Genomic DNA, 25,066 nt, shown 5'->3' with positions numbered 1-25,066 from the left:
TAGTCTCGAGTCAGAGATTGGTCGCGGCGATCAGAACCCACAAGGATGTGAGCCAGGAATGACAGACCGTGTACGGCAGCAGGGCACAGGCCTCGACGAAGCGACGTTGTTGACGCGTCTTCGCGAGGCCTTTTTCACGCATATCGACGAGGGTGACAGCGACGACGTCATCAACGGTCGATCGGATCGAGTCCTGCTCGCGCATCTTGCGCTCGGGAGGCAGCGGACCCCGGGCACGGCCGTATGGCGTGTGTACCGCCCGTCAGGATCCGAGGGTCTCGGCGCTGCCGTCCAGATCGTCACCGACGACATGTCGTTGCTCGTCGAGTCCGTTACCGCGATGCTCAACCGACAAGGTGTGGGAATCAGTCAATTCGCCCATCCGATCCTGACGGTTGAACGCGATGACTCGGGCAATCTGATGTCCTTGGGCGACAGCGGTATCCAAGAATCCTGGATGCACGTCCAGTTGGACTCCGAAGTCGAGGATTCCGCTCTCGACGCGATCGAAGCACACCTCGGCAAGGTGCTCGCGGACGTCCGCCAGGTGGTTGGTGACACCCCGGACATGAAGGCATTGCAACTGCGCGTTGCCGACGAGTTGGAGAGTGCCGCAGAAACTGCCTCCGGGAGGATCACCCCCGAAGAATTCTCCGACACCGCCCGGCTGCTGCGGTGGATGGCGGACGGAAACTATGCCGTGCTCGGATACCGGCGATTCGAGGGCACGAAGGACGGTTCACGTACGGTCGCGGGTAGTGGACTCGGTGTGCTGCGCTCCGACGCGGTCACCGAGGGCCCGATGAGCTTGCCTCCCGTCGCAGATCTCCCGGATCGACCGCTTCTGGTCCTGACTCAGGGATCGTTCCCCGCCACGGTGCACCGCGCTGTCTACCCGTACTTCGTGGGCGTCTCGATCCTCGACGACAACGGAAACATTGTGGGGGAGCACAGGTTCCTGGGAGTGTTCACCGTTGTCGCCCTCCACGAGAACGTCCTCGCGATTCCCCTGATCGAGCGCCGCGTCCGCGAAGTAATCGCGCGTGCCGGTGTCGACCTGCATTCGTACTCCGGTCAGGCGATGCTCGAGGTCATCCAGTCGTTCCCGCGCACCGAGTTGTTCTCGAGCGATGCCGAGACCTTGTTCGAGACTGTGCACGCCGTGCACAGCATCGGGCTGCGTCGACAGGTGCGACTCTTTGTCCGCGAGGACACGTTCGGAAGGTTCGTATCCTGCTTGGTGTATCTACCCCGCGACCGGTACACGACGCGGGTGCGACTGGCGATGCAAAACCTGTTGTGGCGCGAATTCGGACCAGGCACAGTCGATTACACCGCCCGGGTTACCGAGAACGATCTTGCGCTGTTGCACGTGACGATCCGGCGCGATCCGGACAGTGAGCCGGTTCATCTGGATGTCTCCGAGGCCAACCGCGAGCGAGTTCAGGCTCTGTTGACCGAAGTCAGTCGTAGCTGGGACGACCGCATCAACGACCTTGTTCGTGAAAGTCCAGGTGTGGATCCGGAACTGGTGCAGCGGTATTCGCGGGTGCTTCCCGATGGATACAAGGAGGACTTCGAACCGTCACGCGCGTTGGCCGACATCGCCAGACTCGAGGCGTTGGCGCCAGGCGCGATCGACGTACTGCTCTATCGTGCTGTGGACTCCGCGCCCGGTGCCTGGCGCTTCACGCTCTTCGTCGGCGGCGACGGTATCTCGTTGAGCCAGGTGCTACCGGTGCTGCAGTCACTCGGCGTCGAAGTTCTCGACGAGCGGCCGCACGTCGTGCAGCGACTCGACGGTGTTCAGTGCTGGATCTACGATTTCGGATTGTCGGTACCGGCGGATCTTCGGGCGTCGGTCGAGATCGACCTCGATGCGCAGGTGCCGCTCGAGACCAGTACCGCCCCGCTGACCGAGGTCCAGAAGCGATTCACGGCTGCATTCGGTGCAGTCTGGTTCGGCCGGGCAGAAGCTGACCGATTCAACGAGTTGGTGCTGCGGGCCGGAATGTCCTGGCGGCAAGCCGTGGTGCTGCGTGCTTACGCAAAGTATCTGCGCCAGGCCACATTTCCGTACAGTCAGTTCCACATCGAAGGAATCGCGCTTACACACCCGCAGACCGCGTTTGCATTGGTGCAGTTGTTCGAGGCGATGTTCGACCCCGAGAAGCAGGACGACATTCGCGTCGCCGAATTGGACGAGCAGTTGCGTGCGTCCATCGACGAGGTACTCAGCTTGGATGCCGATCGCATTCTGCGTGGAATGTTCTCCTTGGTGAAGGCGACCTTGCGTACCAATTTCTACGTCGTCGACGCCGATGGCCGCTCTCGCGACTACCTGTCGGTCAAGCTCGATCCCTCACGGATCAGCGAGTTGCCCAAGCCGCGGCCGGCTTTCGAGATCTACGTGTACTCACCCGAGGTCGAAGGCGTCCACCTGCGATTCGGCGCAGTCGCGCGCGGCGGGCTCCGCTGGTCCGACCGGCGCGAGGATTTCCGCACCGAGGTGCTCGGCTTGGTGAAGGCTCAGGCCGTCAAGAACGCGGTGATCGTGCCGGTCGGCGCCAAGGGCGGCTTCGTCGTGAAGAATCCGCCTCTGCCGACGGGTGATCCGGCCGTTGATCGAATGGCGACGCTGGAAACCGGCAAGGCCTGCTACACCACCTTCATCTCCGGATTGCTCGACATCACCGACAACGTGCACGCGGCTACCGGCGAAGTTGTGACGCCGGATCGAGTGGTGCGCAAGGACGATCAGGATCGCTACCTGGTGGTCGCCGCGGACAAGGGCACGGCGACGTTCTCGGATCTCGCCAATTCGGTTGCCGCCAAGTACGACTTCTGGCTCGGCGACGCGTTTGCCTCCGGTGGCTCCGTGGGATACGACCACAAGGGCATGGGTATCACCGCTCGCGGCGCCTGGGAAAGCGTCAAGCGGCACTTCCGCGAACTCGGGGTCGACACGCAGACGCAGGATTTCACGACGGTAGGCGTCGGCGACATGAGCGGAGACGTGTTCGGCAACGGAATGCTCCTCAGTCGGCACATCCGTCTGGTGGGCGCGTTCGATCATCGACACATCTTCCTCGATCCGAACCCGGATGCAGCGAGCTCGTTCGTCGAACGTCAACGACTTTTCGAGTTGCCACGGTCGTCATGGGCCGACTACGACAAGAGCCTGATCAGTGAAGGTGGCGGCGTCTGGGACCGCACGGTCAAGTCGGTTCCGATCGCCGAAAGCGTCCGGATCGCACTGGGTCTGGCCGAGGGGGTCACGAAGCTCTCGCCGCCGGAATTGATGCAGGCGATTCTGTCGGCACCGGTGGATCTGCTGTGGAACGGCGGAATCGGTACATACGTCAAAGCGTCGACCGAGACCAATGCGCAGGTTGGCGACAAGAGCAACGACGCCGTGCGTGTCGACGGTCAAGATCTGCGGGTCAAGGTGATCGGGGAGGGCGGCAACCTCGGCGTCACTGCTCTGGGAAGAATCGAGTTCAGCGCCAGCGGCGGTCACATCAACACCGACGCCATCGACAACTCGGCCGGCGTCGACTGCTCCGATCACGAAGTGAACATCAAGATTCTTCTCGATTCGCTCGTGCGTTCGCAGTTACTGCCCACGCAGGAACGGAATCCGTTGCTGGCGTCGATGACCGACGACGTGGCGGCGCTGGTGTTGGCGGACAACATTGCTCAGAACGCGCTGCTCGGAATCTCCCGCGTGACCGCTTCTCAGATGCTCGGTGTTCACCGCCGTCAGTTGACGGATCTGACCAAGGCACGTGGCCTTGACCGCAAGCTCGAGGCGTTGCCGACCGACAAGGAGATCGAGCGTCGACTCGAGGCCGGTGTGGGTCTGACGTCGCCGGAATTGGCGACGCTGACGGCGCACGTGAAGCTTTCACTCAAGGACGATCTGCTCGCAACCGAGTTGCCGGACAACGATTTCTTCGCCCAGCAGATCCCGCAGTACTTCCCGACCGCTGTTCGCGATCGGTTCGAAACGGAGATCAAGGCACACCCGTTGCGGCGGCAGATCGTCGCGACGATGCTCGTGAACGAAGTGATCGACAACGGCGGAATCACGTACGCCTACCGATTGGCCGAGGAGACCGGAGCGAGCAGTACGGACTCGATCCGTGCCTACGCCGCTGTGCGAGAGGTGTTTGCGCTCGACGAGGTGTGGTCGCGAATCCGCTCGGCGGGCGTCAGTGCAGAGATCGAAAACGAGTTGATCGTTGAGTCGTGCCGCTTGCTCGACCGCGCGTCGCGGTGGTTCCTGGCCAATCGGCCCCAGCCGATCGCCGTCGGCGCCGAGGTTGCGCGTTACTCGGCGGCGTATCGGGCTACGGCACCTCTGGTCCCGGGGCTGCTTGCGGGCCATCAACTCGACGATCTGCTGGTGCGGGCTCAATCGGTGATCGATCGCGGGGCTCCGGAAGCGTTGGCGCTGGACGTGTTCCGACTGCTGGATGTCTACTGCCTGCTCGACATCGCGGATATCGCCGACATCGCAGATCACGACATCGCCGAAGTTGCGGAGCTGTACTACGCCTTGGACGCGCATCTGGGAATCGACTGGTTGCTGAGCGCGGTCTCGGGACTCGAGCGCGGCGATCGATGGCACTCGCTCGCGAGGCTCGCGTTGCGAGACGACCTCTACAGTTCGCTGCGGCAGTTGACGATGGAGGTTCTGGCCGGCGGCGAGCCGGGGGAGTCGCCGCAGGAGAAGATCGACGAATGGGAGTCGACCAACGCCTCGCGGCTGAGTCGGGCGAGGGCAGCTCTCGTCGAGATCTTCGAGTCTGGGACGCTTGACCTCGCGACGCTCTCGGTGGCGGCGCGTCAGGTTCGTAGCATGGTGCGCAGCATGGGCACCCGATCGGAGGTAGGACGTTGAGCGAAGGATTCCACGCCGAAGTTGTGGTTCGGTGGTCCGACATGGATGCCTTCCAGCACATCAACCACGCACGGATGGTGACGTTGCTCGAAGAGGCGCGGATTCCTTGGTTGTTCGAAGACTCGCGCCCGACGGTCACCCTGCGTGACGGGGCCGTGATTGCCGATCTCCATGTGCGGTACCGCGGGCAACTGCGGCACGACGATTCGCCGCTCGACGTCTTCATGTGGGTGGAAAAGGTGCGCGCGGTGGACTTCACCATCGCGTACGAGGTTCGCCCCCGCGGTGCGGATCTCAGTGTCCCGCCGTCCATCGTGGCGTCGACTCAGATCGCGGCCTTCGATATCGACACTCAACGTTTGCGTCGCCTCAGCGGGCCCGAGCGCGAGTACTTGGAGAGCTGGCAACGTGCATGAACGTGTACTGACCGTGCCCGAGGAGGCCGAGCGAAAGAACTTGGCCGGCTTCATCGGTCATGCCTTGCGTTTGGACGAGTCCACGGTCATCCGGATGCGTCGACGCGGAGATGCTCACCTGAGCGTTTGGGCGTCAACGGGTTTCGACGCTCTCGCTACGCGAACCGTGGCGGGCACCATCAACCCTGACGACACCTCGGCTGCCGGCGATCAGTTGCTCTCGGCGGTGGAGCAGGCGACAAGTGAGCTGATCGATCCGGGGTTCGCCATGGATTCGGCGTGGCGTGGGGCGTTGCCGCCGATGGACGGCTTCGAGCACCTGGACGACGTACCCGCCCGGGTGCTGATCGAACTGGCGCAGCGGGGCAACGCCTTGGCACTGGAGCATGGAAGTAGTCACGGTCCGCCGGCGTCGTTGCTCGATCAGGACGTGCTCGAGGTCAGTGGTCCGTCCGGCACGGTCGGGATCTCGATGCGGGTTGTTTTTGCCTTGACCGCAATGGGATTCGTTCCGCACGCCGGGTCCGAGGCGATGACCGCCGACATCGACCTCGAGCAGATCGACGCCTCGGAACTGGTTCGGGTGCGGGCGAGCAAATCCTGGGTGCGGCTCGATGCACGGTTCGGTTCGATCTACCGTCACCGCGGTGGTTCGATACCGCTGATGGTCGCACGATAGGAGTTCAGGTGGCGGGTGCGTGTTCTCTCAGATCAGCCACGCCGCAGCGTTGACGGGTAGTTGACCGTCGACGAGTGGTGCGCTGCTCAACAGCAGCTGCCCGTTCGGCAGTGCGATCGGCACCTCCGTGGTGTTGAGAGCACAGATCAGACCACCGCGTCGACGGAAAGCGAGGCAGCCGGGGGGACTGCCGTACCAATCGATGTCGGCGCCGGAGAACTCCGGCCTGGCGCTACGAAGTTCGAGGGCGGCGCGATAAAGCGAGAGCATCGAGTCGACGTCCTCGATCTGCGCCTCCACCGTGAGTGTCGACCACTCGCGTGGCATCGGCAACCAGGTGCTCGCACCGGTGGTGAATCCGAACGGGGGTTCGCTTCCTTCCCACGGAAGGGGCACTCGGCAGCCGTCGCGTCCTCGCTCGGCATGTCCGGATCGTTCCCAGACCGGGTCCTGTAGTGCCTCGTCGGGCAGGTCGACGTTCGGCAGGCCGAGTTCGGCTCCGTTGTAGATGAAGCTCGCGCCCGGAAGCGCCAGTTCGACGAGGATCATCGCCCGTGCGCGTTGGGTTCCGATCTCACCCCCGCCGTAGCGCGTGACTTCACGTTCGACGTCGTGATTCGACAGCGTCCACGTGGGCACACCCCCGACCTCGGCGACGGCCGCAAGAGAGTTCTCCACGGCCTCCCGGACGGACTCGGCGGAGAATTCGGTTTCTGCAAGTCGGAAGTTGAATCCGAGATGCAGTTCGTCTGGCCGGATGTATTCGCCGAACTTCTGGTTGTCCTTCACCCAGATCTCGCCGACGGTCATCGCCTCCGGGAACTCGTCCATGACCTTGCGGATGCCGCGGTGGATTTCGTGAACTGCCGGGTTGTTGAACCGCGGGTCGTCGTCGGAATTGCGCATGAGCTCGTTGAGCTCCCAGTCGTGGTCCGGCAAACCGTCGGGCTTAGCCATTCCGTGGGCCACGTCGATGCGGAATCCGTCGATTCCGCGCTCGAGCCAGAAGCGCAGAGTCTTGGCGAGGTCGTCGAAGACCTCGGGGTTGTCCCAGTTCAGGTCGGGCTGTTCCTTGGCGAAGATGTGCAGGTACCACTGGCCGGGTGTTCCGTCGGCTTCGCTGACGCGGGTCCATGCCGGGCCGCCGAAGATGCTCGGCCAGTTGTTCGGCGGTTCGTTGCCGTTTTCACCTTTGCCGTCTCGGAAGATGTAGCGGGATCGCTCCGCAGAACCTGGCGCCGACGCCAGGGCTGCCTTGAACCACTCGTGCTGATCACTCGTGTGGTTCGGGACCAAGTCCATGGTGACCTTGATTCCGCGCTCGTGGGCCGACGTGATCAGCGAATCCATCGTCGCCAGATCACCGAACAGGGGATCGATGTCGCGAGGATCCGAGACGTCGTAGCCGTGGTCTGCCATCGGTGACTTCATCACCGGGCTCAACCAGATCGCGTCGATGCCGAGCAGTTCGAGGTAGCCGAGTTTCTCCTCGACTCCGCCGAGGTCGCCGATACCGTCACTGCCCGAATCGGCAAAGGAACGCGGATAGATCTGATAGAAGACCGCCTCGTTCCACCACGGGGCTTCGGGCCGGCTTACAGAGGACGAATCCGCGGGGGTGCTCACAGCAGTTCATAGTGCCAAACGTCTGGCACTCTCACGACTTGGACACGGCAAAAGCGTGACTCTTTACCTAGCCTTGGTGTACTTTGCATTCACGCGGTGACACCATGTGGCAACTTTGGTGTTACTGCCGGGGGAGAAGTATTCGGGAATTCAACCAAGGGGGCTTGGCCTTGACTTTGTCGGCAATCGAAGCGGTCAGTTTGGATCATGTACTGCTCGAAGATGATCCCATCAACCGCGACTGGATAATCTTCGGCACACCGGTTGCACGGTCGGCGCAATGGTCGGCGAGTAAAGACGGGACCACGACTACACACGTCTGGGATTGCACGAAGGGGCGCTTCCGCTGGTACTTCCACGCGGACGAAATCGTGCACATCATCGAAGGGTCGGTCACCGTTCAGGCCGACGGAATCGCCGAGCGAACCCTGAGTGTCGGCGATGCCGCACTCTTCCGTGCGGGCAGTTGGTCGGAGTGGGAGGTCGAAGAGTACGTGCGCAAGCATGCAATCTTGAGTTCGCCCCTGCATCCCACGGTGTCGTTCGGGGTACGAGCAGTCCGCCGGGTCGCGCGCGTGTTCAGGCCGAAGGCTAGGTAGACGGTCAGATAGCGGAGTTCACCATGGACGCGGCAGCCATCTCCATGTAGTCGATCAACTGCTTGCGGTGCACCGGGCTCAGAGTCTTCTCGTCGATGGACGCGATGGCGACGTGCATGCACCGCAGCCACGCATCACGCTCGATCGGGCCGATCACGAATGGATTGTGGCGCATCCGCAGACGCGGGTGTCCACGTTCCTCCGAGTACGTGTGCGGTCCGCCCCAGTACTGCTCGAGGAACATCCGCATCCGCCGCTCGGCCGGGCCGAGATCGGCCTCGGGGTAGAGCGGGCGCACAACCTCGTCCTTCGCGACCTCTTCGTAAAATCGCGCGGTGAGCTTGTGAAACGTCTCGGCTCCGCCGACGGCGTCGTAGAAGGTCTGCTGCACGTCGTGCTGTACGTCATTCATGGCAAGTTCCATTGTGCCTGACGGCCGTAGTGGTCGGTTTCCGGGTCGACGACGGTTGTATCGAGTCGGAGTGCGTACCCATTCACCGGAAATTCACCGGCCGTCCTGGCAATTTTGTTCGAAATGGGAGTGCGTAACGCGATCATCCGTGGTCAACTTGGGGGCAGTCTCCCGGAGGTCGTATGAAGAACCGACATACTGCACGCAATCACCGACAACTCCAGCCCACTAGCGCGCGGAACGACCACGCGTTAGGGGCTGTTCTGGAAGTTGTTCCTGACGGGTTCGCGCACACTACCGACCCACTCTTTTCCGACGAGCATTCTCACCTCGAGATGTTCCCTCCCGATCGCGTCGTCCCCGAGTGGGTGAAACGTCGGGTGCTACTGCTCAACGTCACGTACGAACCGCTGACCGCCCTTCCTGCCAGGCGCGCGGTCGTACTGATGGCCTGCGGCAAGGCCGATACCGTCCACGAGGACGAACAGGGCCCGGTAGTCCATTCCGCGGACTGGTCGGTGCAGGTTCCCTCGGTCATTCGATTGCGCACCTACGTGCGCGTTCCATATCGCGCCCGCATCCCCATGACTCGTGCCGCGCTGATGCATCGTGACCACTTCCGATGTGCGTACTGCGGAGCCAAAGCCGAAACCATCGACCACGTCGTTCCTCGCAGCAGAGGTGGCGGGCATTCGTGGGAGAACTGCGTCGCGTGCTGTGCCCCCTGCAATCACCGCAAGGCCGACAAGATGCTCAGCGAACTCGGATGGACCCTCCGTGCGGAATTGGTCCCGCCGTCCGGACCTCACTGGCGTCTGCTCGCGGCGACCAAGGAATTGCATCCGGCGTGGATGCCTTATCTCGGCGTGGGCGCAGCCTGAGCTATGTGTCGGCGTGGGCGCAGCCTGAGCTATGTGTCGGCGTGGGCGCAGCCTGAATTGAGTTCTAGCGTCACCGAAACGAAATTGCCCGAGAATTTGTGGCCCTGACGCTTTCCTTCCTGGCGTTCTGGGCTACGTTATCTGGTGTGAGCATTCTCGAGGTAGTACTGATATACGTTGGGATTCCGGCCTTGATCACCGCGTTCTTCGCGGCTGCGTCCTTCCTCGGGAAGAAGACGCCGGGACCGGTTCCGCCGGCGTTCCATCTCGGTGAGTCGTGGGATCACGCTCCCGTGCTGTGGAGTGCTGTCGACGAGGTCACCGTTCGCGGTGGCCATCACGGCAGTGCACACGCAATCGAAGCCGGTTCGGCTGATCTGATCGGAGGGTCCGCAAGTGGCAAGTGGTGATCATTCGACCGCGCTCGCAGTAGCGCCCGAGGACCTGCCCGTCGGCAGCGTCGTCACGTCCAGTGGACGCGTATCCGGTGTGCATCGCATCGGCGAGCCGTTCACCGACGATCTTCCGTTCGAGACCATGGATCTGGTCGCGCTCGACGTCGCGATGACCGAAGCGACGCGGGCCACCAAGGTGCGGTTCAACGCGTACGTCGGTGATCTCGGTTCTGATCCGGCAGCGGGTGCCGACGCATTGTTCCCGACCACGCCCGAAGCCGAGCGTTCCGTCCTGATCGCCGTTTCGCCCAACCAGCGCACCGTCGAGGTTCGCAGCGGTCGGGCAATCGCCGATCGGGTCACCGATCGTGTTACCCAGCTCGGAGCAACGGCAGCTGTTGCATCCTTCAGTGAAGGCAACCTGATCGACGGACTGATCAGCGCTATCCGCGTTATGGCAGCCGCAATTTCAGCGCCGTAACTGTTTGTCAGACACAGGCCGGTGCCCGCGTCGATTCGTGAGAATCGACGCGGTCACCGGCCTTTCGCATGTCAGCTCGCGTCGAACTTTCGTGCTGCGAGTGAACGAACCACGCCGGCCTGGCCTTCGACGACCAGGCGACGCAACGCGGGAGGGATGTCGCCTTCGAGGAACCGGTCTGCTGCCGCTACGGATTCGTCCGAGATCGACCACGACGGGTACAGCCCGATGACGACCGTCTGTGCCACTTCGCTCGAGCGTCGTTCCCACACCGCCGCGATATCGGCGAAGTAGCGGGAGACGAAGGGCTCGAGCAATTCGTCCTGGCCTTCGCGAGCGAACCCGCCGATGATCGATCGCGCGGTGATGTTGGGCACGGAGTCGTCGCCGACGACCTTTGCCCAGACCTCTTCCTTGACAGCGACCTGCGGACGTCCGGCCGCGGCCGCCGCGGCTTGACGAGCGCCCGCAGCGGTCGGGTCACGCTGAGCTTCGGCGTCGATGAATGGAGTTGCGGTTCCTTCGGCGTCGATCTCACCGGCGGCCGCGAGTGCCCCGACGATGCGCCAGCGCAGGTCCGTGTCGACGATCAGGCCGTCGAGCCCAACGGTGGAGGGATCGGCGTCGAGCAATTCGCGCAGTACCTCGGTGTGCCACGGGGAGAGTGCTGCGCCGGTGAGTGCGTTGACGAATGCCAGCTGGTGGTCGGACCCGGCCTCTGCCTCACGTGCGAGTTCGAGCAACCGATTGGCGAAGCTCGCCGCGCCTTCGGCCTCGGCCCAGGCCGGATCTGCGTAGGAGCCGATGGCGGTTTGGGCTTGGAGCAAGAGACGTTGCACCACACCGACTTCGGTCTCCGAACTGATGCCGCGCTCGACCAGCGCGACGAAGTCGCGTGCCTTCAGTTCGGCTTGACGGGTCATTTCCCACGCCGCCGACCAGACCAGGGTGCGGGGGAGTGAGTCGGTGATGTCGCCGACCCGCTCGATCGCCGTCGCCAACGATTCGGGATCGAGTCGCACGGAGCCGTAGGTGAGATCGTCGTCGTTGACCAACACGAGTGCACCGCGGGCGACGCCGACAAGTTCGGGGACATCCGTGCTTTCCACAGCATCGAGGTCGAGTTCGACGCGATGGCTTCGTACCAACTTGCCGTCGACGTCGTCGTAGATGCCGATGGCGATCCGGTGGATTCGCCGCTCGCCGGCGCCTGGTGCAGCACCGTCCTGCAGGACGGCGAAGCGGGTGAACTTTCCGTCTGCGTCGACATCGAAGTCGGGGCGCAGGATGTTCAAACCGGTGGTCTTGAGCCACTGCCGACCCCAGTCGGAAAGGTCACGGCCCGAGGACTTTTCGAGTGAGCCCAGCAGATCGTCGAAGGTTGCGTTTCCGAATGCGTGCTCACGGAAGTACTCACGCAGTCCGGCGAGGAACGGCTCGAGTCCGACGTATGCCACCAACTGCTTGAGGACGCTGGCGCCCTTCGCGTACGTGATGCCGTCGAAGTTCACCTCGACGGCGGCCAGGTCCGGAATGTCCGCGGCAATCGGGTGCGTCGACGGCAACTGGTCCTGGCGGTACGCCCACGACTTCTCGACGTTGGCGAACGTCGTCCAGGCGTTCGTGTACTCCGTGGCCTCGGTCTGGCACAGGACCGAAGCGAAGGTCGCGAACGACTCGTTGAGCCACAGGTCGTCCCACCACGCCATCGTGACGAGGTCGCCGAACCACATGTGCGCCATTTCGTGCAGGACCGTTTCGGCACGACGTTCGTACGAGTAGCGGGTCACCTTGGAGCGGAAGACGTAGTCCTCGAGGAATGTCACGGCGCCGGCATTCTCCATCGCGCCGGCATTGAATTCGGGGACGAAGAGCTGGTCGTACTTGCCGAAAGCATAGGGAACACCGAAGTTGCGGTGATAGAAGTCGAATCCCTGCTTGGTCTCGGTGAACAGTCGCTCCTCGTCCATGAACTCGGCCAGCGAAGCGCGGCAGAAGATTCCGAGCGGGATGTCGCCGTGCTCGTCGGAGTAGTTGTCGGTCCACTGCGCGTAGGGACCGGCGATGAGCGCTACCAGGTACGTGCTCATCTTCGGGGTGGTCCTGAAGACGTGCTTGCCGGGATCGGCGGCAAGGGTCTCGACGACCGCGGAGTTGGAGATGACCTTCCACGACGTGGGAGCGGTGACGCGGACGTCGAACGTGGCCTTGAGATCAGGCTGATCGAAGCACGCGAACATGCGCTTGGCGTCGGCCGTCTCGAACTGTGAATAGAGGTAGACGGAGTCATCGGTCGGGTCGACGAATCGGTGCAGTCCCTCGCCGGTGTGGGAGTAGATGCAATCGGCCTCGATGACCAACTCGTTGTCGGCAGCGAGATCAGGCAGGCTGATGCCCGTCGACTCGTCGTAGCCGGAGACGTCGAGCGCGGTGCCGTTGAGGACCGCGGAATGGACTCTGGCCGCGACGATGTCGATGAAGCTGCTTGCTCCGGCCGTGGCGGTGAACGTGACGGTGGTCTTCGAGGAGAACGTCTCCTCGCCGGGTGCGTCTTTGCCGTCGGTGAGATCGAGTTCGATCAGGTAGTTCTCGACGGTCAGGATTGCTGACCGTTGCGCTGCGGTTTCGCGTGTCAGGTTCGGTGCGACCACAAAGATCTCCTCGTAGATGGTGCGGATCTATTACGTCCATCCCATCACGAAGAGAACGACTTCACTCAAGCGGACACTTCTGCCAGCGGAATCTCCGGATCGGCCAACCGCTCCGGATCGACGGGACGCGAAGACGCGACCAATTCCTTGATGGCGTCACCGGCATCCCAGATGTTCACGTTCATGCCGGCGAGCACCTTGTTCGCGGAATCGAGCCAGAATGCCAGGAACTCGCGCTTGTCAACGTCGCCGCGAGTGACGACACTCGAGTAGCCGCCGTGCGGTGCGTGACCTACGTATTCCATTCCGAGGTCGTACTGATCGGTGAAGAAATACGGCATGCGGACGTACTCGGCGGGCCGTCCCAACATGGTCTCTGCGGCCGTCTCGGGTTGGTTGAGTGCGTTTGCCCAGTGCTCCACCCGAATTCGTGCATTCAGAATCGGATGCTGTGCGGCCGCGATGTCACCCACTGCGACCACGTCGGGGTCGCTGCTCTGCAGACCGGCGTCGACGAGAACCCCGTTGTCGACGTCGATACCCGCCTCCGATGCCAACTCGGTGTTCGGCAATGCGCCGACAGCGATCAACACGGCGTCGGCCGGAATCACGGTTCCATCGCTCAAAGTGACGCCCGAGGCGTGACCGCCGTCGACAGAGATTGCGGTGACGTCCGTGCCGGTGCGTAAGTCCACCCCGTTCTGGCGGTGCAGTGCGGCGAAGACCTCACCCATTTCCGGGCCGAGGGTCGATTCGAGCGGAAGTCCGGCATGCTCGAGCACGGTGACGTCGACGTCGAAACCGCGAGCTGACGCGGCAATTTCGAGGCCGATCCAGCCGGCACCGATCACGACGAGCTTCTTGTCGGCGGCCAGGGTGCGCAGCAGCGCGGCGGCCTGATCGACTGTTCGCACGTAGTGAACGCCCTCGGCGTCGGATCCCGGGATGTCGAGGCGCCGCGACCGCGAACCGGTGGCCAAGGCGAGCTTGTCGTAGCTGATCGTGGAACCGTCCGGAAGTGACACGGTGTGCGCAGCGGGGTCGATGGCCGTTGCCGTCGTTCCCGGGCGAAGATCGACATGATGGTCCCGAAACCACTCGCCGTCGTGGACGGTGAATTCGGGGAGTGTCTTCTTGCCTGCGAAGAACTCTTTCGACAGCGGCGGACGCTCGTACGGGAGGTGGTCTTCTTCACTCAATACGGTGATCTCACCGTCGAAATCTCTGTCACGCAGGGCTTCTGCGATCTTTGCGCCCGCGAGCCCGCCGCCGACGATCACGAATCTCCGGTTGGTGCTCATTACTGAACCACTCCTTCGTACTCGTTTCTTTTCGACACTACTGCGATCGGGAGGTGGTTCGGGGGAAAGCGCGGGAAGGATTGCGGGTTCATGATTGTTGGCAGGACGGGAGTATGTCCCGGAACTGATATGACCTGACCGACATGAACTGATAGGGAGTTTCTTCGTGAGCGCAACCTCGAGCAAGACCACGGACACTGCTGACTTCTGGTTCGATCCGCTCTGCCCGTGGTGCTGGATCACATCACGCTGGATTCTCGAGGCCCAGCAGGTACGCGACATCGAGGCCAAGTTCCACGTGATGAGCCTTGCGGTTCTCAACGAGGGCCGTGACCTTCCCGACGAGTACCGGGAGATGATGGCCAAGGCCTGGGGCCCGGTCCGTGTCGCCATCGCTGCAGCGCAGCTGAAGGGTGACGAGATCCTGCTGCCGCTGTACACGGCTATGGGGACGAAGATTCACAACGAGGGCAACAAGGACTTCGCCGACGTCATCAAGTCGTCCCTCGCCGAGGTCGGCCTGCCACCTGAACTGGCCGAGGCCGCCGACACCGACAAGTACGACGAGGCTCTGCGCGAGAGCCACCACAAGGGCATGGACGCCGTCGGACCCGACGTCGGAACCCCGACGATCCATGTCAACGGCGTGGCGTTCTTCGGCCCCGTGCTCTCACGCATCCCGCGCGGCGAGGACGCAGGCAAGGTGTGGGACGGCGCAGTCGCGCTGGCCGGCTACCCCCACTTCTTCGAGCTCAAGCGGACCCGCAACGAGGATCCTCAGTTCGACTGAGCGGCAGTGAGCGTCGGATTTCGGTAGAGCTGGCCCGGCCGGAAGAACAGATGCCCTGAGTGCGTGCGGTTGCGAAGTGCAGCCGCACGCCAGGTCAGCACAGGATGCGACGACAAGATGTTGACGAACCACGGGAAGAACCCGGATTCGAGTGTCGCCCGATCGGCCAGTTCGTCGAACCCGACCAGACCCACCAGATACTTTCCCGCGCCGAGGACGCCCATCGCGCCCGGTGCACCCTGCGGACGCATGTGAAAGCCGAAGTTGTCCGCCGTGTACTCCATGGAACGCGACAGCGAAGACCCGATCACCGGAATGTAGTTCGACGCGAACTGTCCCCACTGGCGCCAGTACGACGCATGCCCGGCAGCGATGTGGCCGACCTCGTGGCCGATGATGAATGCGAGCGCATCGGGCTCGCGTGCCTGCCCACCGACTTCGAACAGGTCGCTGTAGACGACGACGAAACGGCGAAATCCGTGCCCCGACGCGAACGCGTTGATCCGTCCGTTCCCCAGCACGACGTAGGCATCCGGCGGAGTTTTCATGCCGAATCGTGCCGCAGCCTCGGCAACCAGCTGATACCCCTCCGGAAACTGTGAAGGCGTCATCTTGATTCCGTTGACCTGTTGCGATCCGTACAGCTGACCTCGCGCGAGGAACAGCAGGATCGGAGCCGCGAGCACCACGAGGATCCACGTCGACAGATCACCCGCAGCGATCAGAACGATCGCCACCACATAAGTGACGACCGTCGTCAGCACCGCGAGCACGAGTAGCGGGATTTCCCACGGGTGGCGAACGGCGTCACTGCCCGGTGACACACGAACGGCGGGTGCAGCGGCCTGGCCGTTGACGGGGTACATGGGCACCACGATAGGTGTGCTCGCGCGGTGATGCGTGTTCCTGAAAGTGTGACGTCGACCCGGGTGCGCCCGGCTGGTCGGGCCTGAGAGAATTGTCGCCATGCGCGTATACCTGGGTGCCGACCATGCCGGATTCGAACGTAAGAACGAGATCATCGAACACCTGAAAGCGAACGGCCACGAGGCCATCGACTGTGGTGCTCACGAGTACGACGCCGTGGACGACTACCCGGCTTTCTGCATCGAAGCCGCAAAGCGCGTCGTCGCCGACGAAGGCAGCCTGGGAATCGTCCTGGGTGGCAGTGGCAACGGCGAGCAGATCGCAGCGAACAAGGTTCCCGGCGCACGGTGCGCCCTCGCTTGGAGCGTCGAAACGGCGAAGCTGGCACGTGAGCACAACAACGCTCAGCTGATCGGCATCGGCGGGCGTATGCATTCCCTCGAGGAATCGCTTGCCATCGTCGACGCTTTCCTCGCCACCGCATGGTCGGGTGAAGAGCGCCACCAGCGTCGTATTGACATCCTGTCCGAGTACGAGAAGACCGGCGTCGCACCGGCTCTGCCGCAAGCCTGATCCGAAAGTTGTTCCGTGCCTGAAGGTCATACCCTGCACCGGCTGGCACGGTTGCATGCCCGCAAGTTCGTCGGTTCACCGGTCCGCGTCCTCAGTCCGCAAGGCAGATTCGCCGAGGACGCGCGCCTGGTGGACGGACACGTACTCACGTCCTCGGATGCCTGGGGAAAGCACCTCTGGCACACGTACGACAACGGTCTGACAGTTCACGTACACCTCGGGTTGTACGGAAAGTTCACCGACGCCGCCCTGCCGATGGAAGAACCGGTAGGCCAGGTCCGGATGCGAATGGTCGGTGCCGACTTCGGCACCGACCTTCGTGGTCCCACCGCCTGCGAAGTCCTGCTACCTCCTCAGGTCGCCGCGATCGAGGCCAGACTCGGGCCGGACCCACTGCGCCGCGACGCGGATCCAGAGAAGGCCTGGTTGCGAATCTCCAAGTCCAAGACGGCAATCGGCGCCCTGCTGATGGACCAGGCGGTCCTGGCGGGTGTCGGCAACGTCTATCGCGCCGAACTTCTCTTTCGTCACGGAATCAACCCTGAACGACCGGGGAATCTCGTCTCTCACGGCGAGTGGACCGCCATGTGGGCAGACCTAGTCGAATTGATGAAAGTCGGCGTCAGGCGGGGGAAGATGCACGTCGTTCGCGCCGAGCACGACAACGGAGATCCGGCGTACGCGAAGGATCGTCCGCGTACCTATGTCTACAGAAGAGCAGGATCGCCGTGCCGCGTGTGCGGCACACCGATCCTGCATTCCGTCATGAAGGCGCGAAACCTGTTCTGGTGCCCGGTGTGTCAGTCGGCTTAGAAGTCGAAGCCGCCGAAGTCCCCACCACCACCACCGAAGTCCCCGAAGTCGCTGCCCTCACCGTCGTAGCCGCCGTCTGCGGTGTAATCCGTGTTGTCCATACTTCCTTGGTCCGCACCGGAATCACCGGCGTCCATGCCCTGATCGCCGGAGTCGCCGGCTCCCGTATCGGCGCCGGGATCGCCACCCTGGGCGAAAGCTTCTGCGCCGTAAGGAACCCCGGCCATGCCGGAGAACATGGTCGAGAACAGCATCATCGAACCCAGACCCCAGGCGCCGGCGACGAGGGCAGGCTTCCACCAGGGTTCGGAGTACCAGCCGGCCGGGACCGGGCGTCCGGCGACTCGGCCACCGGGGTAGTAGTTGGGTGTGTGCGACGACGGATTGGGTGATGCGGCGACCTTGCGGCCCTCGAATTCGACCTCACGGTCTTCGGTGACCGAACCGGCAGCCTTCTGTCCGTCGATGGAAGGAACTTCCGGTCCCGGATCCATGCCCATCGCCACCCGTGCCGCGCGGATGTAGTAAAGCCCTTCCAGTGCAGTCTGTTTCGCGAGACGTGCTTGGACCGGCGTTGCGGCCTGATCGATCTGCGAGCCTGCGGCGTTGTACCGTTCGGCCGCGTCGGCGAGGGCTTGGCGCGACGCGTCGTCACTGCCGGTCAGGTTGTAGACCTGACCGCCGAGGCGTTCGATCGACTGCCGGGCATCGGCTTTCGCATCGTCGAGTTGTGTTGCGCTGTGGCCGGAACCGCGTTGCTGGCTTTTCATGACCAGGAATACGACTACGGCCAGAACGACGAGTATGAGAAGAATCGTGGTCACGTGGCCTCCCGAGCAGAATCGATCCGGACAACTCCAGGATACGTACCGCAGGGGAGTGGTCTGAGTGGACAAAGTCGGAATACAAAAGATCCGCACCGGCTGGGCCGATGCGGATCTTTTGTGGAGTTTCCCTCCTGATGGAGGGGATGACGGGAATCGAACCCGCGTGATCAGTTTGGAAGACTGAGGCTCTACCATTGAGCTACATCCCCGTGCATACGACAACTCGGGATCGCCGTGTTCGTCGTCTGCGATACGAAACTGTACCCAATGCCCCACCGGATTTCATAATCGGGGGGTCAGAGAAGTTCGAGACCGTCGTTCACCTGGGGAATTGGCGAATTGCTCGGCGAGTCGGGGTGTCTCGGCCGCAGGCGCGACTTCTGATTCCGGCTCTGAATGGCAGTTGAGGCAAGGCTGTATGTGGCTGCCGTCGGATGACATACTGACGGGGTCGACAGCCGGGCCGTGTACAAATGGCGGTCGGGTTCGTGAGAGAGTAGTGAGCGCGATAGGGTTGTGCGCGGTCACCGATGGTGGCTGCCCTTGGTGGCCCGCTGTCTTAGTGGCCTCGGATGGCCGTATCGTGTGTTTCATGTGATCGGAAACGGGATGTAGCGCAGCTTGGTAGCGCATCCGCTTTGGGAGCGGAGGGTCGCAGGTTCAAATCCTGTCATCCCGACAAGTACGTACATGGCACTTCACCTCCAGTAAGTCCGGGAGTGAAGTGCCGCGCCAGACAGCAGTACCGATTCAACACAAGTTGTGAGCAAGACCAGACGAAGGAGCGAAGTTTCGTGAAGAGCACCGTCGAGCAGCTCAGCCCGACGCGAGTCCGTATCAACGTTGAGGTGCCCTTCGCGGAACTCAAGTCTGATTTCGACAAGGCCTACAAGGCCCTCGCGCAGCAGATTCGTCTCCCCGGCTTCCGTCCCGGCAAGGCTCCGGCCCGCCTCCTCGAAGCGCGTGTCGGTCGCGGCGCTGTGCTCGAGCAGGTCGTCAACGACGCTCTGCCGTCGCGTTACTCCGAGGCTGTCACCAGCGCCGGCGTGAAGGCCATCGGCCAGCCCGAGATCGAGGTCACCAAGATCGAAGACGGCGAGCTCCTCGAGTTCACCGCCGAGGTCGACGTGCGCCCGGAGATCGAGCTCCCTGACTTCAGCTCCATCAACGTCGAGGTCGATCCGATCGAGATCACCGACGAAGCCATCGAAGAGCAGCTGCTTTCGCTGCGTCAGCGTTTCGGCACCCTCACCGGCGTCGACCGCGCAGTCGAGGACGGCGACTTCGTCTCCATCGATCTGTCGGCCACCGTCGACGGCGAGAACGTTGCCGAGGCAACCGCGAGCGGACTGTCGCACGAGGTCGGTTCGGGCCAGCTCATCGAGGGCCTCGACGAAGCCATCATCGGCCTCAAGGCGGGGGAGTCCAAGGACTTCACGTCGACGCTGGTCGCCGGCGAGTACGCAGGCAAGGAAGCTGTTGTCACCGTGACCGTGCAGACGGTCAAGGAGCGCGAGCTTCCGGCTGAGGACGACGAGTTCGCTCAGCTCGCCAGCGAGTTCGACACCTTGGAAGAACTGAAGGCTGACCTCCGTGAGCGCGTCGCACGCGTCCGCAAGGTCGAGCAGGCCGGTCAGATCCGCGACAAGGTTCTCGAGCAGCTGCTCGAGACCGTCGAGGTTCCGTTGCCGGAGGCTGTCGTCAAGGCTGAGGTCGACGCTGCACTGCACGACGCCGTTCACGGTCTCGATCACGACGAAGAGGCACTGAACAAGCTCCTCGAAGAGCAGGGCAGCAGCCGCGAAGAGTTCGACAAGGATGCACAGGAAGCCGCTGAGCGCTCCGTCAAGACGCAGCTCTTGCTCGACTCGATTGCCGATGCGGGCAACGTCACCGTCGGTCAGGACGAGCTCACCGAGCGCATCCTGTTCCAGGCGCAGCGTTACGGCATGGCTCCTGAGCAGTTCATCCAGCAGATCCAGCAGGCCAACCAGCTCGGCGCCGTCTTCGCAGACGTCCGTCGTGGCAAGGCTCTCGCGTCCGTCGTCGAGTCGGCCGGTGTCAAGGACACCTCCGGCGCAGTTGTCGACACCGCAGAGCTGTTCGGCAGCAGTGAGGCCGAAACCGAAGCGGACGAGTCTGATTCCGCCGAGAGCGAAGACAAGTAAAAACGCAGGCGGACGGGTGTTTTCACCACGATCGACTGCGCTGAGTTTTCCGCTTTGAGCGAAGTAGGGCGGCACCGGGACTCCGGTGCCGCCCTACTTCGTTACTGTCTGTGTCAGTAGAAGTGTTTCGCATAGACGATCCACCGCACAAGTAGATCCACATAGAAGGCAGGTACCGTGACTTCCAATCACCTGGAGACTTTGCAGAGTCCCGCCATGACTTCAGCGACCGCTGGGTTGAACCTCAGCGACTCGGTGTACGAGCGCTTGCTGCGAGAGCGCATCATTTTCCTCGGTACCCAGGTCGACGACGACATCGCCAACAAGCTGTGCGCACAGATCCTGCTGCTCTCGGCCGAGGACCCGACGCGAGACATCTCGCTCTACATCAACTCGCCCGGTGGATCCGTGACCGCAGGTATGGCGATCTTCGACACGATGCAGTTCGCCGAGTGCGACATCGCCACCTTCGGCATGGGCCTTGCGGCGTCGATGGGTCAGTTCCTGCTCTCGGCAGGCACCAAGGGCAAGCGCTACGCACTGCCTCACGCCCGCATCATGATGCACCAGCCGTCCGCCGGCATCGGTGGTTCCGCCAGTGACATCGCGATCATGGCCGAGCAGTTCAAGCACACCAAGCGCGAAATGGCCGAGCTGATTGCTCAGCACACCGGCCAGACGGTCGAGCAGATCACCGCGGACTCCGATCGTGACCGTTGGTTCACGGCGAAGGAAGCTCTCGAGTACGGCTTCGTCGACCACGTCGTCTCCCGTGCGAATCAGGCCGGCGGCACCGGCAACTGAGCCGGTTCGCCCGTCCTTTCGCTGCCCAATTCATACTTTGGAGAACTGATGACCAATCTTTTCGGAGCTAACTCGCTGGGCGGCCAGGCGCCGTCGGGCCCCCAATCGCGTTACATCCTGCCCCAGTTCACGGAGCAGACCAGCTACGGCGTCAAGACGTCCGACCCGTACAACAAGCTGTTCGAGGAGCGCATCATCTTCCTCGGCTCGCAGGTCGACGACGTGTCCGCCAACGACCTCATGGCGCAGTTGCTGGTTCTCGAATCGCAGGATCCGGACCGCGACATCACGATGTACATCAACTCGCCCGGTGGTTCTTTCACCGCGCTGATGGCGATCTACGACACGATGCAGTACGTCCGTGCCGACATTTCCACCGTCTGCCTCGGTCAGGCTGCTTCGGCAGCTGCCGTGCTTCTGGCCGGCGGTACGCCGGGCAAGCGCTTCGCGCTCCCCAACTCGCGCATTCTGATCCACCAGCCGGCTACGGGCGGTATCCAGGGTCAGGTTTCCGATCTGGAGATCCAGGCTGCGGAGATCGAGCGTATGCGTCGGCTCATGGAGAGCACGCTGTCGCTGCACACGGGTAAGGATCCGGAGACCATCCGCGTCGACACCGATCGCGACAAGATCCTCACGGCCGAGCAGGCCAAGGAGTACGGCATCATCGACGACGTGCTGGCTTACCGGAAGCTCAGCGCACAGAAGTAGTCGATTTCCGCCTCGTGTCGAGGATCTGTTACCCGATTCCCGACACGAGGCGGACACGTCGAGAAGTGCCTGGTGGAGCGCTTGCCAGGCTGAAATCTCGACTCTTTTCTTTTTTATCCGCAGACGAAACGCCGAGAACAGGTCGACCCCGTTCGGGATCTGCGGGTACCGTCACTTCACGGGCTGGTTCTCGACCGGCGTTCTGCGATTGTTCGACCAGATTTGTTCGATCAGTTTGTCTGATCTGACAACTACCGAAGTACTGCGGAGCGTCTCGACCGATCGAGTGGCGGCGAGTGCACGTACATGATGGAAAGTAGGGACCTCACGAGATGGCACGCATCGGCGACGGCGGGGATCTGCTCAAGTGCTCTTTCTGCGGTAAGAGTCAGAAGCAGGTCAAAAAGCTCATTGCAGGACCCGGGGTGTACATCTGCGACGAGTGCATCGACCTCTGCAACGAGATCATCGAAGAGGAATTGGCCGAATCGAGCGAGGTCAAGCTCGACGAGCTTCCCAAGCCTGCGGAGATCCGAGAATTCCTCGAGAACTACGTCATCGGTCAGGACTCCGCCAAGCGGACGTTGGCCGTGGCCGTCTACAACCACTACAAGCGCATTCAGGCCGGCGACAAGGGCCGTGACGCGCGGGGTGAGACGGTTGAGCTCGCGAAATCCAACATATTGATGCTCGGCCCCACCGGCTGTGGCAAGACGTATCTCGCTCAGACTCTCGCGAAGATGCTCAACGTCCCGTTCGCCATCGCTGACGCGACGGCGTTGACCGAGGCCGGTTACGTCGGTGAGGACGTCGAGAACATTCTGCTCAAACTGATTCAGGCTGCCGACTACGACGTCAAGCGCGCCGAGACCGGAATCATCTACATCGACGAGGTCGACAAGATCGCCCGTAAGAGCGAGAACCCGTCGATCACGCGTGACGTCTCCGGCGAAGGCGTTCAGCAGGCGTTGCTGAAGATCCTCGAAGGTACGCAGGCGAGCGTCCCGCCGCAGGGTGGCCGTAAGCATCCGCACCAGGAATTCATTCAGATCGACACCACGAACGTGCTGTTCATCGTCGCGGGCGCTTTCGCAGGTCTCGAGCGGATCGTCTCCGATCGTGTCGGCAAGCGCGGTATCGGTTTCGGCGCCGAGGTTCGGTCGAAGGCCGAACTGGATACGGTCGATCGTTTCGCCGAGGTCATGCCGGAGGATTTGATCAAGTTCGGTCTGATTCCCGAGTTCATCGGCCGTTTGCCGATGATCGCGTCGGTGACCAACCTCGACAAGGAATCGCTCGTTCAGATCTTGTCGGAGCCCAAGAACGCTCTCGTCAAGCAGTACCGTCGCCTGTTCGACATGGACGGCGTCGAGCTCGAGTTCACCGAAGAAGCGCTCGACGCTATCGCCGATCAGGCGATCTTGCGTGGAACCGGCGCTCGTGGCCTGCGCGCCATCATGGAAGAGGTTCTTCTTCCCGTGATGTACGACATTCCCAGCCGTGACGACGTCGAAAAGGTGGTCGTCACCGCGGAGACCGTCAACGACAACGTACTTCCGACCATCGTTCCGCGTAAGCCGGAACGTGGCGAGCGTCGCGACAAGACGGCGTAGAACTTCAAAACGACTGTGGCCCGGTATCTCTCGCGAGATGCCGGGCCACAGTGGTTCGTGCAACACAGTGGTTCGTGCAACACAGTGGTTCGTGCAGGATGTCTGTCGGGTATTCGGCTAGATCGGGTTGCCGAGTTCCTTGAGGGGAGTGCGGAACGTCTCCTTGGCGGTGAACGCCGAGAGCGCGCAGATGACGCAGGCCACCGAAGTCAGAATGGCAACGGGCATCCAGTGTGTCTTGTCGCCGCCCATGAGGGCGTTGCCGATGGCGGGGGCAAAGCCTGCGAGGGCGAAGCCGACCTGGGTGCCGATCGCAATGCCCGAGTAGCGGACCTTGGTGTTGAACATCTCGGAGTAGAACGACGGCCAGATGGCATTCGGGGCAGCGTAGAAGACGGACATCAATCCGATTGCGGCGAGGAAGATCAGGGGAACGTTGCCGCTGGCGATTGCGCCGAAGTACACGTAGATGAACACCGCGCTACCGAGGGCGCCACCGATGAACAGCGGCCTGCGACCGATCCGGTCGGAGAGCATCGCCCAGGCGGGCTGACTGAGCAGGGCTACGGCGTTGGCTGCGATGGCAACCCAGAGCATGGTCGACTTCGGAATCCCCACTTCTTCGGTGGTGGCGAAAGCGAGACCGAAGACGGAGAAGATGGTCGAGACGACGGCGATGAAAGCGCAGCAGATCACGCGAATCAGATTTGCGCTGTGGGTGCGAAGAAGATCGGCAACAGGCAATTTGGCGACGGTCTTGGATTCCTGCTGCTCGGTGAACTCTTCGGGCTCTTCGAGCTTGAGACGCATGATGTATGCCGCGACCAGAACGATCAGGCTGCCCCAGAACGGGATTCGCCAGCCCCACGTGTAAAGGATGTCGTCGGGGAGCGCGGCGATGGGCAGGAATACGAGGCTGGCGAGGATGAAGCCGGCCTGGGTGCCGTTGAGGGTCCAACTGCAGAAGAACGCGCGTCGGCCTTCGGGGGCGTGTTCGAGCGTCAGTGAGCTGGCACCGCTCTGTTCACCGGCAGCGGAGATGCCCTGGGCGATTCTCATCAGGACGAGAAGGATCGGTGCAAGAACTCCGATCGAATCGGCGCTGGGAATACATCCGATGAGGAAGGTGGCTGCGCCCATCAGAATGAGCGTGAGCAGCATGATCTTCTTGCGGCCGACGCGGTCACCGAAATGGCCGAGGACTACAGCGCCGAGGGGACGCGCGACGTACGCGACACCGAAGGTGGCCAGCGAAAGTAGAGCCGCATGCCCGCTGTCCGGGAAGAACACCGTGGGGAAGATGAGCGCAGCGGCGGAGGCGTAGATGTAGAAGTCGTAGTACTCGAGCATGCTGCCGAGAAACGACGATGTTGCGGCGCGCTTGACCTTGGTCGTATCCGGCCTTGCCAAGGATCCCGCCTCGGGCCCGGACGGTGTAACCGTGCTAGCTGACATGCTCATCTCCTGGGTGGAAGCGTCGTGGAGGCTCTACATCCGCCGATTGTGTTCGTATAAAGAACGTCTGTGCGGAGAGCGATACAAGGAATGTAACC

The 25,066-nt window shown here is 62.5% G+C and carries 21 protein-coding genes and 2 tRNA genes; 15 read left to right on the top strand and 8 right to left on the bottom strand.

Annotated elements, in window-relative coordinates:
* The first annotated feature begins 58 nt into the window (after nt 1–58).
* Genes ACBG85_RS18090 through ACBG85_RS18080 form a run of 3 tightly spaced genes read left to right on the top strand, consistent with a single transcriptional unit; the run spans nt 59 to nt 6,001 of the window.
* Complete coding sequence (locus ACBG85_RS18090; RefSeq protein WP_064689251.1) at nt 59–4,906, top strand: NAD-glutamate dehydrogenase; 4,848 nt, start codon at nt 59–61, stop codon at nt 4,904–4,906.
* Nucleotides 4,903–5,322, top strand: a complete 420-nt coding sequence (locus tag ACBG85_RS18085) for a thioesterase family protein (RefSeq protein WP_003944573.1) — start codon at nt 4,903–4,905, stop codon at nt 5,320–5,322. The genes ACBG85_RS18090 and ACBG85_RS18085 overlap by 4 nt, the downstream gene beginning before the upstream one ends.
* Nucleotides 5,315–6,001 (top strand): hypothetical protein, encoded by a 687-nt coding sequence (locus ACBG85_RS18080; RefSeq protein ID WP_030536651.1) that lies wholly within the window; start codon nt 5,315–5,317, stop codon nt 5,999–6,001. The genes ACBG85_RS18085 and ACBG85_RS18080 overlap by 8 nt, the downstream gene beginning before the upstream one ends.
* Nucleotides 6,002–6,028: 27 nt before the next feature.
* On the opposite strand, the gene ACBG85_RS18075 is transcribed toward ACBG85_RS18080, so the two are convergent.
* Nucleotides 6,029–7,627, bottom strand: a complete 1,599-nt coding sequence (locus ACBG85_RS18075; RefSeq protein WP_058039386.1) for a glycoside hydrolase family 13 protein — start codon at nt 7,625–7,627, stop codon at nt 6,029–6,031.
* 170 nt (nt 7,628–7,797) lie between these two features.
* Between ACBG85_RS18075 and ACBG85_RS18070 the strand changes: the two genes are divergently transcribed.
* Nucleotides 7,798–8,226 carry a cupin domain-containing protein gene (locus ACBG85_RS18070; protein WP_228401110.1) on the top strand — a complete coding sequence of 143 codons (429 nt, stop codon included), beginning with the start codon at nt 7,798–7,800 and terminating at the stop codon, nt 8,224–8,226.
* Nucleotides 8,227–8,230: 4 nt separating this feature from the next.
* Here ACBG85_RS18070 and ACBG85_RS18065 read toward each other — a convergent pair whose 3' ends face one another.
* Nucleotides 8,231–8,638, bottom strand: coding sequence for a globin (locus ACBG85_RS18065; protein WP_003944464.1), 408 nt, complete (start codon nt 8,636–8,638; stop codon nt 8,231–8,233).
* Nucleotides 8,639–8,820: 182 nt separating this feature from the next.
* On the opposite strand from ACBG85_RS18065, the gene ACBG85_RS18060 reads away from it, so the two are divergent.
* From ACBG85_RS18060 to ACBG85_RS18050, 3 genes are all read left to right on the top strand, one after another.
* Entirely contained in the window at nt 8,821–9,519 is a 699-nt protein-coding gene (locus tag ACBG85_RS18060; RefSeq protein WP_372024203.1) for an HNH endonuclease, read from the top strand.
* A 146-nt stretch (nt 9,520–9,665) separates the two neighbouring features.
* On the top strand, nt 9,666–9,929 hold the full coding sequence (locus ACBG85_RS18055) for a hypothetical protein (RefSeq protein WP_007730943.1): 264 nt from the start codon (nt 9,666–9,668) through the stop codon (nt 9,927–9,929).
* Nucleotides 9,916–10,395 carry a DUF5130 domain-containing protein gene (locus ACBG85_RS18050; RefSeq protein WP_003944512.1) on the top strand — a complete coding sequence of 160 codons (480 nt, stop codon included), beginning with the start codon at nt 9,916–9,918 and terminating at the stop codon, nt 10,393–10,395. The genes ACBG85_RS18055 and ACBG85_RS18050 overlap by 14 nt, the downstream gene beginning before the upstream one ends.
* A gap of 71 nt (nt 10,396–10,466) precedes the next feature.
* On the opposite strand, the gene pepN is transcribed toward ACBG85_RS18050, so the two are convergent.
* Nucleotides 10,467–13,046, bottom strand: a complete 2,580-nt coding sequence (pepN, locus tag ACBG85_RS18045; protein ID WP_030536648.1) for an aminopeptidase N — start codon at nt 13,044–13,046, stop codon at nt 10,467–10,469.
* A 65-nt stretch (nt 13,047–13,111) separates the two neighbouring features.
* Nucleotides 13,112–14,347: an NAD(P)/FAD-dependent oxidoreductase gene (locus tag ACBG85_RS18040; RefSeq protein WP_081558050.1), complete on the bottom strand. Its 1,236-nt coding sequence runs from the start codon at nt 14,345–14,347 to the stop codon at nt 13,112–13,114.
* Between the two features lie 166 nt (nt 14,348–14,513).
* On the opposite strand from ACBG85_RS18040, the gene ACBG85_RS18035 reads away from it, so the two are divergent.
* Nucleotides 14,514–15,137 carry a DsbA family protein gene (locus tag ACBG85_RS18035; RefSeq protein WP_372024200.1) on the top strand — a complete coding sequence of 208 codons (624 nt, stop codon included), beginning with the start codon at nt 14,514–14,516 and terminating at the stop codon, nt 15,135–15,137.
* Here ACBG85_RS18035 and ACBG85_RS18030 read toward each other — a convergent pair.
* Nucleotides 15,125–16,003: a M48 family metallopeptidase gene (locus ACBG85_RS18030; RefSeq protein WP_269613734.1), complete on the bottom strand. Its 879-nt coding sequence runs from the start codon at nt 16,001–16,003 to the stop codon at nt 15,125–15,127. The two genes, ACBG85_RS18035 and ACBG85_RS18030, sit on opposite strands and share 13 nt — an antisense overlap.
* A 100-nt stretch (nt 16,004–16,103) precedes the next feature.
* Between ACBG85_RS18030 and ACBG85_RS18025 the strand changes: the two genes are divergently transcribed.
* Complete coding sequence (locus tag ACBG85_RS18025; RefSeq protein WP_003944571.1) at nt 16,104–16,577, top strand: ribose-5-phosphate isomerase; 474 nt, start codon at nt 16,104–16,106, stop codon at nt 16,575–16,577.
* A gap of 15 nt (nt 16,578–16,592) precedes the next feature.
* Entirely contained in the window at nt 16,593–17,390 is a 798-nt protein-coding gene (locus ACBG85_RS18020; protein ID WP_003944531.1) for an Fpg/Nei family DNA glycosylase, read from the top strand.
* On the opposite strand, the gene ACBG85_RS18015 is transcribed toward ACBG85_RS18020, so the two are convergent.
* Nucleotides 17,387–18,160 carry a DUF1542 domain-containing protein gene (locus tag ACBG85_RS18015; RefSeq protein ID WP_372027872.1) on the bottom strand — a complete coding sequence of 258 codons (774 nt, stop codon included), beginning with the start codon at nt 18,158–18,160 and terminating at the stop codon, nt 17,387–17,389. The two genes, ACBG85_RS18020 and ACBG85_RS18015, sit on opposite strands and share 4 nt — an antisense overlap.
* Nucleotides 18,161–18,352: 192 nt before the next feature.
* Nucleotides 18,353–18,426, bottom strand: a tRNA-Gly gene (locus tag ACBG85_RS18010).
* Between the two features lie 396 nt (nt 18,427–18,822).
* On the opposite strand from ACBG85_RS18010, the gene ACBG85_RS18005 reads away from it, so the two are divergent.
* The 5 genes from ACBG85_RS18005 to clpX all read left to right on the top strand — a co-directional run bounded on the left by ACBG85_RS18005 (nt 18,823) and on the right by clpX (nt 23,513).
* Nucleotides 18,823–18,896, top strand: a tRNA-Pro gene (locus ACBG85_RS18005).
* A gap of 115 nt (nt 18,897–19,011) precedes the next feature.
* On the top strand, nt 19,012–20,385 hold the full coding sequence (tig, locus tag ACBG85_RS18000) for a trigger factor (protein WP_007730958.1): 1,374 nt from the start codon (nt 19,012–19,014) through the stop codon (nt 20,383–20,385).
* Nucleotides 20,386–20,601: 216 nt separating this feature from the next.
* The gene (locus ACBG85_RS17995; protein ID WP_007730960.1) at nt 20,602–21,189 is read left to right on the top strand and encodes an ATP-dependent Clp protease proteolytic subunit; all 588 of its coding nucleotides are present in this window, start codon (nt 20,602–20,604) and stop codon (nt 21,187–21,189) included.
* Between the two features lie 48 nt (nt 21,190–21,237).
* The gene (locus ACBG85_RS17990; protein WP_003944539.1) at nt 21,238–21,900 is read left to right on the top strand and encodes an ATP-dependent Clp protease proteolytic subunit; all 663 of its coding nucleotides are present in this window, start codon (nt 21,238–21,240) and stop codon (nt 21,898–21,900) included.
* 332 nt (nt 21,901–22,232) lie between these two features.
* Nucleotides 22,233–23,513, top strand: a complete 1,281-nt coding sequence (gene clpX, locus ACBG85_RS17985) for an ATP-dependent Clp protease ATP-binding subunit ClpX (RefSeq protein WP_003944582.1) — start codon at nt 22,233–22,235, stop codon at nt 23,511–23,513.
* Between the two features lie 117 nt (nt 23,514–23,630).
* On the opposite strand, the gene ACBG85_RS17980 is transcribed toward clpX, so the two are convergent.
* Complete coding sequence (locus ACBG85_RS17980) at nt 23,631–24,968, bottom strand: MFS transporter (protein ID WP_042450291.1); 1,338 nt, start codon at nt 24,966–24,968, stop codon at nt 23,631–23,633.
* Nucleotides 24,969–25,066: the final 98 nt, after the last annotated feature.

Origin of the sequence: Rhodococcus sp. NyZ502 (genome assembly GCF_041464245.1) — a bacterium.
In the GTDB taxonomy this organism is placed as follows: Bacteria; Actinomycetota; Actinomycetes; order Mycobacteriales; family Mycobacteriaceae; genus Rhodococcus_F; species Rhodococcus_F qingshengii.
The sequence above is the reverse complement of the archived record's forward strand: the minus strand, read 5'-3'. Positions and strand labels throughout refer to the sequence as shown.